The 13,600-nt window shown below is 33.1% G+C and carries 13 protein-coding genes; all 13 read left to right on the top strand.

Annotated features, from left to right (window positions below; genetic code table 11):
* On the top strand, positions 1–1,722 hold a 1,722-nt coding region (locus FS802_RS31445; RefSeq protein ID WP_483296230.1), incomplete at its 5' end, for an MFS transporter.
* The gene (gene essA, locus FS802_RS03680; RefSeq protein WP_000595666.1) at positions 1,694–2,197 is read left to right on the top strand and encodes a type VII secretion protein EssA; all 504 of its coding nucleotides are present in this window, start codon (positions 1,694–1,696) and stop codon (positions 2,195–2,197) included. The genes FS802_RS31445 and essA, both read left to right, overlap by 29 nt.
* Before the next feature lie 4 nt (positions 2,198–2,201).
* Positions 2,202–2,453: an EsaB/YukD family protein gene (locus FS802_RS03675; RefSeq protein ID WP_001007573.1), complete on the top strand. Its 252-nt coding sequence runs from the start codon at positions 2,202–2,204 to the stop codon at positions 2,451–2,453.
* A gap of 73 nt (positions 2,454–2,526) precedes the next feature.
* The gene (essB, locus tag FS802_RS03670) at positions 2,527–3,726 is read left to right on the top strand and encodes a type VII secretion protein EssB (RefSeq protein ID WP_000137024.1); all 1,200 of its coding nucleotides are present in this window, start codon (positions 2,527–2,529) and stop codon (positions 3,724–3,726) included.
* Between the two features lie 43 nt (positions 3,727–3,769).
* Positions 3,770–8,281 carry a type VII secretion protein EssC gene (gene essC / locus FS802_RS03665; RefSeq protein WP_144524870.1) on the top strand — a complete coding sequence of 1,504 codons (4,512 nt, stop codon included), beginning with the start codon at positions 3,770–3,772 and terminating at the stop codon, positions 8,279–8,281.
* A gap of 12 nt (positions 8,282–8,293) precedes the next feature.
* Positions 8,294–8,716 carry a YwqH-like family protein gene (locus FS802_RS03660; protein WP_000510565.1) on the top strand — a complete coding sequence of 141 codons (423 nt, stop codon included), beginning with the start codon at positions 8,294–8,296 and terminating at the stop codon, positions 8,714–8,716.
* A 3-nt stretch (positions 8,717–8,719) separates the two neighbouring features.
* Positions 8,720–9,010, top strand: coding sequence for a TIGR04197 family type VII secretion effector (locus tag FS802_RS03655; RefSeq protein ID WP_000503892.1), 291 nt, complete (start codon positions 8,720–8,722; stop codon positions 9,008–9,010).
* Positions 9,011–9,050: 40 nt separating this feature from the next.
* A complete protein-coding gene (locus tag FS802_RS03650) occupies positions 9,051–10,523 on the top strand; it encodes a T7SS effector LXG polymorphic toxin (RefSeq protein WP_000360012.1) in 1,473 nt (490 codons plus the stop codon).
* Positions 10,524–10,559: 36 nt separating this feature from the next.
* A complete protein-coding gene (locus tag FS802_RS03645; RefSeq protein ID WP_002096673.1) occupies positions 10,560–11,333 on the top strand; it encodes a hypothetical protein in 774 nt (257 codons plus the stop codon).
* A gap of 113 nt (positions 11,334–11,446) precedes the next feature.
* A complete protein-coding gene (locus FS802_RS03640; RefSeq protein ID WP_000868166.1) occupies positions 11,447–11,908 on the top strand; it encodes a DUF5085 family protein in 462 nt (153 codons plus the stop codon).
* Complete coding sequence (locus FS802_RS03635; RefSeq protein ID WP_000582722.1) at positions 11,905–12,348, top strand: DUF5085 family protein; 444 nt, start codon at positions 11,905–11,907, stop codon at positions 12,346–12,348. The genes FS802_RS03640 and FS802_RS03635 overlap by 4 nt, the downstream gene beginning before the upstream one ends.
* Positions 12,349–12,484: 136 nt before the next feature.
* Complete coding sequence (locus FS802_RS03630; protein WP_000266199.1) at positions 12,485–12,955, top strand: hypothetical protein; 471 nt, start codon at positions 12,485–12,487, stop codon at positions 12,953–12,955.
* Between the two features lie 220 nt (positions 12,956–13,175).
* On the top strand, positions 13,176–13,421 hold the full coding sequence (locus tag FS802_RS31440) for a hypothetical protein (RefSeq protein WP_001030787.1): 246 nt from the start codon (positions 13,176–13,178) through the stop codon (positions 13,419–13,421).
* Positions 13,422–13,600: the final 179 nt, after the last annotated feature.

Here is a 13,600-nt window from a genome sequence, read left to right as displayed (position 1 = left end):
ACGGGAACAGATAACGGAGGAAACCCAGGAGGCGGAACGGGGACAGATAACGGAGGAAACCCAGGAGGCGGAACGGGGACAGATAACGGAGGAAACCCGGGAGGCGGAACAGGGACAGATAACGGAGGAAACCCAGGAGGCGGAACGGGGACAGATAACGGAGGAAACCCGGGAGGCGGAACAGGGACTGATAACGGAAACGGTGGAAACCAAAACCAAGGTGGTGGCTCAACAGTTATTGAACGTACAAATAATTATATTGTACATCAAAAAACTGAGAAGTTAACAAATAATACATCTAATGTATTAATTAAAGAAGCAGTGGAGACCGTTCAAAGTTATCAAGGTTTAATGAGTCTTTATCAAGTGTATTATGGGATTGATTTAAGAACGAATGATGTGGGGCCTAAGCTTGAAGAGGGAAGTTTAGATGCGATTGCTACTGATCATTCATTGTACTATATGTTAAATAAGCAAAGTGTAATTGATTTAATTTCAAATCTTGTTTCAGCTAGTATTACGAGTGAAGTAAAGCAAGATATGACAGGTTTAAAACAAAAAATAGACTCTTACCAACAACTCATTACTAGTGCAGATCAAAATTCAATGCTATTAGCGGAGAAATTAAATGAAACGATGCAGCAAGCGACTAGTATGAATCAAAATTTAGGAGAGTATGTAAAAGGTTTAGCGAAATGGCGTGAGAGTAGCTTAAAGTTAGTGGAAGAGCAACAAGTATTAACGACTAATAATGCAGGTGAACAAACAGCTGTACTATCGTTAGACTCTGGTATTAAATCTTTAACGATGCAAACTCAATCATTAGTAGAAAGTTCGAAGCATAGTTTAGCAACATCAGATGATGTGTATAAAACATTTGACCAAATCAATGGACAAGCAAAAGAAATTCAAGACAGCGGAACGACAATTGTTTCGAAAGCAGATTCTTTATTAAATGATTTTACGAAGAAAATGGAAGATGATAAAGCATTCTCGAAAAACTTTACGAAGATTTTGGCGAATAGTCGTATTGGAGATCGTCAAAATGAGATGCTATATGAGTTTTTATCTAGTCCAGTTCAGAAACAAAATGATGGGGTAATTGTAGCTGGTAATGCTTTTACACCATACTTAATCGTATTAACTTGTTTCATTGTTGCGTTATTTACAGCATATGCAATTGCGAATCAAGAAAAGAAACGAACGCAATCAGATCATTTTGAAGAGAGGTTCTCTTTAATTGATATGAATGTACCAACTACAGTAGTAGCATTTGGAATATCGATTGTGGAAGGAATCAGTATAGGAATCATTTCAGGCCGTCTTTTAAAATTCGGTCAGGATCAAAGTTTACTATGGATTGCGTTTATCACAATCATTATGATGGCGTTCGTATTAGTTTCAACATACTTACTACGACAAATAAAAATGGTAGGGATGTTTATCTTATTAGTATTTTTAAGTATGTATCTATTTTTAACTGAAGCAGTTGGAAGTAAAGTAGACCAAATGTCTTCTGTAGGTAAATTGCGTCAATTTTCACCGCTTCAATATATAGAAGGTTTTCTAAATGATTTTATTAGCGGTAAAGATACAGGAAAAGTTATTTTTATCGTATTGTTTGTAATTGCCATTATAGGATTAGTTAGTAATCTATTTGTATGGCACAAGAAATGGGAGGAAAAAGAAGTAAATGATCAAACAATGGAGCATAGTGGTTAAGTTATCATTTATTTGTTTCCTTTTACTGTTTGTCGCGCTACCGATTAGGAGCGCGGCGGACAGTTATCTTGGTGATGATGGAAAGATTCAGTTTAAAGTAGACCGCTTTGAAGATAAAGACCAAGAAAAAAATAAAAGGGAACATAAGGAAACAGAATTAGATAAAGCATCAATTGAGTTATTTAATAAAGATATAGAAGAAGAGATTCAAAAAAAGAAAAAGAAAGAACAAAAAGAGATGGAATCCTTAAGAGATTCTCTTTTTATAAAACAAAAAGAAAATAATAGTGTTAAAAATACGAAAAATAGTTTATTTAGTAGTGAATACGTTGTAAGAAAAAGCGCTGATGAAGTAGCAAGTAATCAAACAATGAATGAAAAGCCAATAAGTACAACAATAATCATATTGTTAGGCGGCAGTGTTTTACTTATTTGCATCGGTATTTATACGGTTCTTCGGAAAAGTTGGAGGTAAAGTAATGGCAATACAAACGCATATTAATGTAACGGTAGATTTTAGTAAATGGAATGGAAATACATATGATTTGCGTATTCCGAATCATCAATCTATTAAATATTTATTGAAAAACTTATTAGATACGTTAAAGATTGATAATCATGAAGGTTCACATTTTGTAATGAAAGTGAGAAATAAGTCAATTGTTTTAACAGATAATGATCGTTTAATTGATCACCAAATAACAGACGGAGATATTTTACAAGTTTTATAAAGAATATTTCTTACTTTTAGTTTTTTGAAAATAAGTTATTACTGGTTATAAAGAAAAGGAGAAGAGGATAAACATGACGGAAAAAACAATTCAAATTGATGCAATGAACTATCAATTTCAAATAGAAAAAGAAAATTGGAAATTGGAGATGACAAAATCTCAAACACGTATAAAAGATTTCCGTCAATTCGATATAATTACGGGCGCATCATCTGAATTTGTACCATTAACGATAGAAGAAACGGATGATATGTTTACGTTTCTATTTCAAGTGGACAAAAATTTATATAAGTGGGACGATCTTAGCCGTTTTGGAAGAAATGAGAAATTGAGACTGCTTCGAAATGTTGCGCAATTTCGTAAATATTTAAATAAACGAATTACGTTCTTTTTACATCCAGACAATATAGTTTTTAATGCGAATTTAATGCCAAGTATTATACATAGAGGAATTCGAGATATTGTTCCACCAACCCCGTTGTTAGAAGAGCAATTTTTAACGCAATACAAGTGTCTAATTATTGCTTTATTCTCCGAAAAGCACAATTTTGATGATTTATATGCTGGGTTACTAAAAGATGCAAAAGAAACAACATTTGAACAGACAGTTGCTCAAATGGAAAGTTTAGATGCATTACTGCAGTTTCTTGATGACAGCTTTGAGAAGGAACAAACAAAAACAGAAAAAAATATGCAGTTAGTATCTAAAAAGAGCTATAAATCATTTAAATACTTAGCTTTTTCCTTCATAGCGGCGACAGTTATTTTAGCTGCTCCTTTAATATATTTCACTTTTATAAAATTTCCTTATCAAAATAAGTTAATAGAAGCAAATGCGAGTTTCATAGCAACTGATTATGACAAAGTAATTACGCAATTAAATGAAGAGGAATTTGAATCATTACCGATTGCATCTAAATATGAGTTAGCATTTGCATACATTACGGCTGAAAAACTAGGTGAAGATCAAAAGAAAATGATTATGAAAAATATTAGTTTGAAAAGTGATGAAAAGTATTTGCTGTATTGGATGTATAACGGAAAAGGTAATTTTGATAAATCATTAGATTTAGCTAAGACACTTGATGATCCTCAGCTTATTATGTACGGCCTTGTTAAACAAATTGAATCGATGAAAAATAATCCGGATTTATCAGGAGAAGAGCGTGATCAAAAATTAAAAACATATGAGCAACAATTAGATGAATATGAAAAGAAATATGGCAAATCATCAAACGATAAAGACTCGTCAAGCACAGAGAAGAAAGAGTAAGCAAGCACTTGATGAGACAGTTGAAAAGGAGCAGTGAACACGGATGGAGCAACTATTAGTATTGACTTATGGAGACAAAATATATAAGTGCACATTACATCCAAATGAGCAATCAATAGTGTCGATTGGAAAAGAGTGGACAAATGATATTACGAATCCAAGTTTAGAACAAGAAGTAGAGTTAAAGTGGAATAATGAAGTAAATGCTTGGATGGTACAAAATCAATTAATAGAGTTCAATAAGGAATTTGAGATTGGAAAAACTAAAGATGTGAGCTTGAAAATCTTTATATCTATTATTGGTACAAATAAAGTGTTTGATATAGGAACGAAACATTCTCTTACATTGAGTCAAAATAGTTATGATGATATTTCTATTACCGGAACGAATGTAGATTTAATGCTATCTCGTGAAACGTTGTACGATTCTTTTAAAGTGAACGTATATGACGGGGATGTATTTCATAATTATACGAAGCTAAAAGATAGCGTTATGTTAGAAGCTGGAGACGTATTATATTTTGATGGTGTTTTAGTAGAAATAGGCAGTGAAGATATTCAAGTATTGTCTTCAGAAGAGAACGTTAAATCTACGTTACCTATTTTAGTAGAATCCGAAACGAATTATCAAAGTGGTTATCCAGACTATCATCGTTCACCACGTATTATTTACCGTGAACCAGAAGAGAAAATGACAATTGCAAAACCTTCAAGTATGCCGTCAAAACCGACTGAGCATTTGGCGAGAATTATTGCACCTTCTCTTGTCATGATTGTCGTAACAGTATTACTTGCAATCTTTATGAAATATGGGATGTTTATTATTGCATCGATTGCGATGACATTAGTAACGATTATTGTATCTGTCACATCTTATATAAAAAATTTAAAGCAATATAAAATCGACATTGTGGAACGTGATAAAAGTTATAGAGCGTATATAAAACAAAAAACGAAAGATTTACATGCAGAAAGTGAAAAGCAGCGTCATGCATTACAATATCATAATCCAAATGTTGAAGTCATACGTAATATGGCTGTGCAAGTAAATCCACGTATATATGAAAAAACAATGCTACATCATGATTTCTTGACATTTAGCGTTGGGACAGGACAAGCTAATACGAGTTTTGAAATTCAATTTAATGAAGAAGAATTTAGTCAAACGAAAGATGAATTAATTGATATAGCACGTGAACTAAGACAGCGTTATCTATCATTGGAAGATGTACCCGTTGTAACAGATTTGATAAATGGACCGGTTGGCTATATTGGACAACGCTCTTTAGTGTTAGAACAATTACAATTATTAGTTGTACAAACCGCGTTATTCCATAGTTATTATGACTTGCAGTTTATTACTATTTTTCCTGAAGAAGAAAAGGAAAAATGGGATTGGATGCGCTGGTTACCTCATGGAAGTGTTCGCGATATAAATGTACGTGGATTTGTATACCATGATCGTAGCCGTGATCAAGTGTTAAATAGTTTGTATCAAATATTGAAAGAACGAAAATTAAAACTAGATGAAAAAAGTTCAACGAATGAAAAAATGTACTTTGCACCGCACTATGTCGTTCTCATTACAGATGAAAAACTAATACTAGACCATGTTGTTATGGAATTCTTTAATGATGATCCGAGTCAATTAGGTGTATCACTTGTATTTGTACAAGATGTTATGCAAAGTTTACCGGAGCATGTAAAAACGGTAATAGACATAAGAGATGCAAAACAAGGGAACATCATCTTAGAACAGGGAGAGCTTGTAAACCGTCAATTTAAACTCAATCACGTACCGAAAGGGTTCAATTTAGAAGATGTTTCACGAGCATTAGCACCGTTAAATCATTTGCAAAACTTAAAAAATAGTATCCCAGAAAGTGTAACATTTTTAGAAATGTACGGTGTTGAGAAAGTAAAAGAACTAAATATTACAAGTCGCTGGGAGAAAAATGCTGCACATAAATCTTTAGCTGTACCACTTGGGTTACGTGGTAAAGAAGATATCGTAAACTTAAACTTACACGAAAAAGCACACGGACCACACGGGTTAATAGCAGGTACAACAGGTTCAGGTAAATCGGAAATTATACAATCGTATATATTATCTCTAGCAGTCAATTTCCATCCTTACGAAGTAGCCTTTCTACTAATTGATTATAAAGGCGGCGGTATGGCGAATTTATTCAAAAACTTACCGCATTTATTAGGAACAATTACGAACTTAGATGGAGCACAAAGTATGAGAGCGCTCGCATCAATTAAAGCTGAATTACAAAAAAGACAACGATTATTTGGGGAAAATGATGTAAACCATATTAACCAGTATCAAAAACTGTATAAAGAAGGTTTAGTAAGTGAACCGATGCCACATCTATTTTTAATTAGTGATGAATTCGCGGAACTGAAGTCAGAACAACCAGAATTCATGAAAGAGTTAGTTTCAACAGCGCGTATCGGTCGTTCACTCGGAATCCATTTAATATTAGCTACGCAAAAACCGAGTGGTGTTGTAGACGATCAAATTTGGAGTAACTCGAAATTCAAACTAGCATTAAAAGTTCAAAATACGTCAGATAGTAATGAAATTTTAAAAACACCAGATGCTGCTGAAATTACATTACCAGGACGTGCTTACTTACAAGTTGGGAATAATGAAATTTATGAACTATTCCAATCAGCTTGGAGCGGAGCAGACTATGTAGAAAACAAAGAGGATAAAGAACATTTAGACGCAACAATCTATGCAATAAATGATCTAGGACAATATGAAATATTAAGTGAAGACTTAAGTGGACTTGGTAGCAGTAAAGAAGTAATAAGCGTACCATCTGAACTGGATGCTGTTATTGACTACATTCACGATTACGCAGAAATAAATGAAATTGAAGCGTTAGCTAGACCGTGGTTACCGCCACTTCCAGAAAGCGTATATTTACAAGACTTACACGCTATTCAGTTCAAAGAAGCATGGACGAAAGAAAAGAAACCATTAAAAGCAACAGTTGGTCTACTAGATCAGCCTGAATTACAATCACAAACACCATTAACACTAGATATTAGTAAAGACGGACACGTAGCGGTCTTCTCAAGCCCAGGCTACGGAAAATCAACATTCTTACAATCAGTCATTATGGATGTAGCTCGTCAGCATAGTCCGGAGCATTTGCATGTGTATTTATTAGACTTCGGAACAAATGGCTTAATGCCATTAAAATCTTTACCGCATGTGGCGGACGTCATTACATTAGACCAAGTTGAAAAATGCGAGAAGTTTCTTCGTCGCATAGAAGACTTATTAAAAGATAGAAAGCAATTGCTAAGTAAATATGGAGTTGCGAGTCTTGAAATGTATGAGAGAGTTAGTAAGGAAGTATTACCAACAGTATTAATTACGTTAGATAACTATGATGCTGTTAGAGAAGCTGGATTTGTCGAAGACTTTGAACGCATTGTTGCACAAATTGTACGTGAAGGGGCAGCAGTAGGAATTCATTTAATGCTTACGGCTACACGTCAAAATGCATTGAGAGTACAAGTAAATACAAATATTAAACTACAAATTGCTCTATATATGATAGATGAGGCAGAATCTAGAGCTATTGTAGGAAGAACAGAGTTAAAAATTGAAGAATTAGCAGGCCGTGGTTTAGTAAAAATTGACGAACCAACAATCTTCCAAACAGCTTTACCGACAAATGGAGAAGATGTCCTTACTCGAATTGAAAATATACAAGCTGAAGGAAAAGAGATGGATTCCTTCTGGGATGGAGAAAGACCGAAAGCAATTCCTATGGTACCTGAAGTTCTGGAATACAAAGAATTCATTGCATGGCCAGAAACAAGAAAAATTATTGAAGCAGGCAAACTAACATTTGGTGTAGAAACAGAAAGCGTTACGCCTCTCGAATTAGATTTAACGGAAGCGGCTAATATTGTTGTAGGGGGAATCAAGAAAGATGAAGTTGAAAATGTAGTTCATCAATTCCTTCAACAGTTAGCAGACAGTGGTCACTTTGACCTAGGTTTAATTGATACAAGAACACGCAATTTCTCAAACTATAGAGAGAGCTCTGCTTTATATGTAGCTGAAAAAACAGGAATTGAGAAAACGATTAAACAAGTTACAAATGCTTATAAATCGAGAGAAGCGGCGTTTAAAGAGGAGCAGGAAGCATCAAGTGAAACAGTGAACCCGGCAGAATTTATTAAGAAATTTAAGCCGATTGTAATCGTAATCGCAGATGTAAATGATATTTTAAGTAATTTAGAAGATAGCGATATATATAGTTTGGCGGAATTAATAACAAATGGTGCATTTATGGGCATCCACTTCGTAATTGGCTGTGATGTTGATTCAATTGACAGTCGATACGACTTAGTTTCAAAAACAATAAAAACGCAATCTCATGTTATTTTACTTAGAAAATCATCAGGCCAAATGGTCTTCGATGTATCTAATAAAGATTTAAGTAGTACAAAATTAAATCCATTTGAAGGGTATTTTGTTGAAAATCGTTTTGCTACTAGAATTAAAGTGCCAACTATTTAAGGGGGGATTTGCATGGGGATAGAGGAATTAAATAGTCAAAAATCTGGTTTATTAAGTAGTATAAGTCATCAACAAGGGCAATTGGCTGAATTACAAATGAAACTACGAAGGCTAATAACTGCTAAGGGGAAATTTGTAAATAATCTTGAAGCAATTAAACAAAATCAAGAGCAGTTTAAGTCTTTAGAAATAAACGAGAGTAGTTGGAAAGGGCAAAGAGCAACTACTTTTAAAGAAACGTATGAACAACAAGTCATTTCGAATTTAGGGAAGTTTATTGGAGAACTAGGAAGAGTGCAAGAAGACATCGATCAAGCCATACGGCGGCTTGAAAGAGAAATCGCTACATGTGAGTCTAGTATTCTTTCTTTAAGTAGAAGTGTTTCAATGGTTGACGCTAGTATTCAAGTAGAAGTACAGAAGGCGGGGAAATGATAAATGGGGGAAATTAAATTAAATAAAGGGGTATTTGACGCGAAAGTAAGTGAATTGAAAAGTGGTGCTAGTGATTTAGGTAAGACTAAATTTAATGGTATGCAGTTACATCGTACGAATTTAAGTAAACTGAAAAAATATTGTGAAGCGATTGAAAAACTTTCTCAGAAAGTTCAGCGATATGAGAAATTGTTAGAAAATGATATAAGTAGAGTACAAGAAATTGGAGCAAAAATGGTAGAGAAAGATGCAAAACTTGGGCAAGAACTAAAAGTTGGTATACAGCAGCACTAGAAAAACATTCTACGTAAAAATGAAATAAGGGGAGAGAAACGTGGATAAAAATATTGAATTACAAGAAGTAAACGAATTACAAAAAAGATTTCAAACAAGTGCTGACGAACTAAATCAATATTTTGAAACTTTATTAGGGAAAATAGATGATTTGAACCAACTTAATTCTTTTCAAGGGAAAGCAGCAGATGAAATAAAGAGGTATTTTTCTAGAGTACATGGTACTACGATTGCTGGATTTCAAATTGCAGCGGAAGAGTTGAAAAATGAATTTCAAAAAGCAATAGAGAGTTTTAATAGTACAGTTGATAGTGATAGTGACACAAAGATTTATGGGAACTATTTAGATAATGTAAAGAAAAAAATTAATGGATACAGCAATGAATTTGATCGTTCTAATGAAGAAGCAAAACAAACTATATCGACTATAGCAGACATTGTCCCAACTCAGTATCCATCATCTTCAGGAATATCTGAAGGAATCCAAAAAAGTCAAAAGGAAATTAGTGATACGCTAGAAAAATTAGAAACGTATAATAGTCAGCAAAATGAACTTCAACATTTTAATGAAATGTTAAGTTCATTAGACAAGGGAATGAAAGAAATACAAGCAGCCAATGGAGATTTTTCTAGTAAGATAGTCGAAAAAATTATGGCTGGTGGATGGAATGGAAACTTAATAAATGGTATTTCGAATCATATGACGGCGTTTGATATACAACAAAAAGGAACAAAATTTTTAATAGCTGCCTTTGCTCGTATGTATTATGCTAAAAAGAATTATGATTTTAAAGCAATTTTTGATCCTGATTCTCGAAAAGGAAAAGGGAAGTTTACACTATCAACACGTCAAAAAGAAGATTTAGTGGAAGTATTCAAATTACTAAAGATGGATAGTAGTGATGATAGTATATTTCGTTACGTAAAAAATGGGCTTAAAATGGATGGTGTAGAAAATTCGAGAATCACGAATGAACAAGTAAGAAAAGCAAGAAAAGGAATTTATAAGTTACCGGAATTTCAAGATTTTCACAAATTTCATCAGGATCGGAGTCAAAATGGATTAACTACTGCAATTAAAGAAAGGGGATGGAGTTCGTTTAAAACGGAGTATGTAAAAGGGTTAAAGGATTTACATCCTGGAAAATGGAAAGAAGCCTTTAAAGAACTTGGGAAAACTGGTAAGTTTTTAAAAGGGGCCGCTATATTTGGAGCGGTTGTGTCAGTTGGAAATAACATTGCAGAGGCTCAAAAAAATGGATGGCAGCGAGAGGATATAGTTGATATAGCAACAGATTCAGCAGTAGATATTGGAGCAACTGCTGGAGCAGCAGCAGCTGGTGCAGTAGCGGGATCGTTTTTCGTTCCGCCTGTTGGCACTGTTGTAGGAGCTGGTGTTGCGGTATTTGCCACAGCAGTGATGAATTATAAGTGGGGAGGAGAAGATAATGCAATCGATTATGCAAAAAAAGGAGTCAAACAAATAACGAAAAAGATTTGGTCTTTATTTTGATGTTAAGTTAGATGACATAAAAGGAGTAATTTAATGATGTGGAATATAAAAGAAGAGGATTTGGATGAGTTTCGAATGACATGTAGAGTACGATTAAGTCCTGAGGGAGCTACAGGATTTATGATGGGGGGCATACTCTTTAGTTCAATAATTATATTTTCTATCGTTTTATCAGGTGGTTGGGAGTATTGTAAGGTTCTCTTTGAAATGGGAATTGTAAAGTTTGAGCTGTTGTTATACAGTGTGCAAATCATTTTTTTAATACTATATTTGTTTCCAAAAGCTCGTTTTAAATTTCAAAAATTACAAACAATTGTCGTGTTATTATACGCATTTCAATTAGGAACGATTGGGCTCACAGCTTTAATCGTTTCTGAAATAGCTAATAAGTCGATTGATGTTTTTACATTGACGCTTGCAAGTTTATTATTTCTAGGAGCAGTTTTTTTTCATATTGTGACAACAATTGATACGTTTAAACAAGCAAGTGAAGGTGCATTTAGTATGGATGAGAGATCTAAATCATTTTTTAGTAATACAAAGATGAATGTACTGAAGGGAGTAATGATATACGTACCACTCCTTCTGATTTTAATTTATTTTCGTAACGACTATGGGTTTGATGCTTTACTAATGTATGTGGTTGGGAGCATTTTAATGTACGCAGTAGCCATAGGTGCAGCTGAATTCCAGCTTTTAGTGTACTGTAGATTTAAATTTAAATCATTTAATATGACGTGGGAAGAGAATGAGAGACAACGTCAGAAATTTAGAAAATATAATAAAAAAAACAAATCGAAAAGTAGATAATAAAAGAAATGAATTTTTGCTATAGCATAAGTTGTTAATTTATGCGTATGAAATGAGAAATTGCACGTTTCCATTCGAATTAGAAAGAAATAAAGATAAGGGGAGTAGATGTTGTGAAAGTTCAATATAAAGCATTATCACTATTAAATTTAATTAGTATTACTCAAGTCGTCAAAAAAGAAGATTGGTTACTACCTGCTATTGCGCTGAGAAATCAAGTTATCCGTAATGGGATTTATGCAGTAGGACCGGTTCTTTTTAAATATAAACCACTTGAAAATGAACCAGCATATGGTGAATATACATATTGTGTTCCGGTAAATGAACGTGTGGAACTGGGGGGAGATTCTGCATATGAATACATTGATGGTTTAATAATTGAAGATGCTTTAAGTGTGCGTTTTACGGATGAAGATGGTGATATTGAAGATGTGTATAATTTAATACACGAGGTGGCAAATCAAAACCATATTAAATTAGATAGTAGTTTTTATCATGTATGCTTAGATGTATACGGTGATACTTGGTTAGATATTTACGCTCCTATTATAGAAGTAGGTGAAACCGTAAAATGATTATAGAAGGTCAAAGTATTGCATATACAAATGTTGTTTCAAAAGAATACTATATTCATTATACCTATATGAAAGATTCGATTGACGATTTTATGCTAGAAATAGAAAAAGCGAACTTAACAGCAAAAGGTTCACTATTTTATGCATTGAAAAATGTTCCTTCAGATGAAAATATGTATATTGAATTATTTATGCCGATATATGAGGATAAAGTTCCACCATTAGAAACAATGAAATTTAGAAGCTATTACTATGTAGATGACATGCTTGTGAAACGATTGACAGGAGATTATGAAACATTAACCGAGTATGCATATGCTGAGATGCTTCAGTATATGGAAGATAATGAACTTGATATGATTTCACCTATTTATCATATTTTTAGCGGTGATGAAGAGCTACAGTATGTTGAAATAAAAATTGCAGTGGATACACAATAATAATTTAGTGTACTTATAGTTCTGGAAATATGAAAAGTAAAAACCAGATTTTAGTTTCGTTTTATAGAAGAATAATATAAAGGTATTCTTGAATTAAGAGTTCTAATTGTTGTTTTTAGTAGGAAGGAGTCTACATATGTGGCTATTTTCAAAAGAAAAAACTGTATATTTTCAACAAGAGTGTGAGCATAAAACTGGGGAATTAATTAAGCAGCAAATATTGGAGAAAGTATCAGTAGATGATTGCATAATAGCTGCTGAAATGATTGATGTATTGTTTATATATCCTGAACTTGCAGAAGAACTTGCAAGGGTTTTATATATGAGTAATAAAGAATTATTCCGAACGGTTGCTATGTTTGTTGGCACATTTGAAATTTTTGTGCAAGTCTCAAACACAACGAAAGTTATTATCCAATGTATTCCGGTAGATGAAGAAATGGAAGAAGAAGTGTTTTCGGATATGAAAGTGATTGGTTTTAAATATAAGAAAAAGTCCACTGATGAAGAGATAGAAGAAATAGCAGAGTGGATGCTGGAATATAAAAAGATGTGTAAAAAAATAGCAGAGCACTATGAAATAGCTCAAAAAGAATCATTATTATAATGTAAGAATATCTGAGATTAATAAAACCTTCTCTTCTGGTTAGAATGAGGAGGTTTTTTATTCTAAGATCTATATGTAATTGATTGAATAATTCGACATGAGATTTTTCATTTGGATCAATCTGTATTGGTAGTAGTTACGTTCTGCAGTTCGCTTTGTTCTTATTTTGAAAGGGAAAATTTATTCAAAAGTCAATTTGTAAAAAGGAGAAGATGTTATTTTGAATAAGGATCGGAATGTTTCGGAAACAGAGAAAAGTTTTTTTGGAAAGACAATAGTATCTATCTATAAAGCGTTAGAATTTATAGTGAAATATACAATGATTCTAATCATAATAATGTCAATATTTGTGATAATTGCTGCTGTTTATTTTAAAATATATGAGGGTATAGGGGCGGGTGTATTCCTCTTAATCTCGTCATTATTTGCATATTTGGTATTTTTTAAGAAAAGTAAAAATGCCTAAATTAATAGCGAAAATAAAATTTCAAAGATTAACAACTATAATACGTTATTTGAAGAGGGAAAGTTTTGAATATGGCATGAATGTATAACAGCAAGAAAACCTTCTCTTTTCGTTAAAATGAGAAGGTTCTTATTTTTAATTTACATGATTTAAGTGAATGTAGTTAAGGGTGGGACAAT

This window comes from Bacillus sp. DE0042 (genome assembly GCF_007680225.1).
GTDB lineage: Bacteria > Bacillota > Bacilli > Bacillales > Bacillaceae_G > Bacillus_A > Bacillus_A wiedmannii.
Note: the sequence above shows the minus strand (reverse complement) of the source record. Positions and strands in the feature narration are given on the sequence as shown.

Bases quoted from the DNA above. Each gene is read 5' to 3' on its own strand.
- FS802_RS03660 (WP_000510565.1), top strand. From the start codon at position 8,294: ATGGGGATAGAGGAATTAAATAGTCAAAAATCTGGTTTATTAAGTAGT.
- FS802_RS03645 (WP_002096673.1), top strand. From the start codon at position 10,560: ATGTGGAATATAAAAGAAGAGGATTTGGATGAGTTTCGAATGACATGT.
- essA (WP_000595666.1), top strand. From the start codon at position 1,694: ATGATCAAACAATGGAGCATAGTGGTTAAGTTATCATTTATTTGTTTC.
- FS802_RS03675 (WP_001007573.1), top strand. From the start codon at position 2,202: ATGGCAATACAAACGCATATTAATGTAACGGTAGATTTTAGTAAATGG.
- FS802_RS03630 (WP_000266199.1), top strand. From the start codon at position 12,485: ATGTGGCTATTTTCAAAAGAAAAAACTGTATATTTTCAACAAGAGTGT.
- FS802_RS03655 (WP_000503892.1), top strand. From the start codon at position 8,720: ATGGGGGAAATTAAATTAAATAAAGGGGTATTTGACGCGAAAGTAAGT.
- essB (WP_000137024.1), top strand. From the start codon at position 2,527: ATGACGGAAAAAACAATTCAAATTGATGCAATGAACTATCAATTTCAA.
- FS802_RS03635 (WP_000582722.1), top strand. From the start codon at position 11,905: ATGATTATAGAAGGTCAAAGTATTGCATATACAAATGTTGTTTCAAAA.
- essC (WP_144524870.1), top strand. From the start codon at position 3,770: ATGGAGCAACTATTAGTATTGACTTATGGAGACAAAATATATAAGTGC.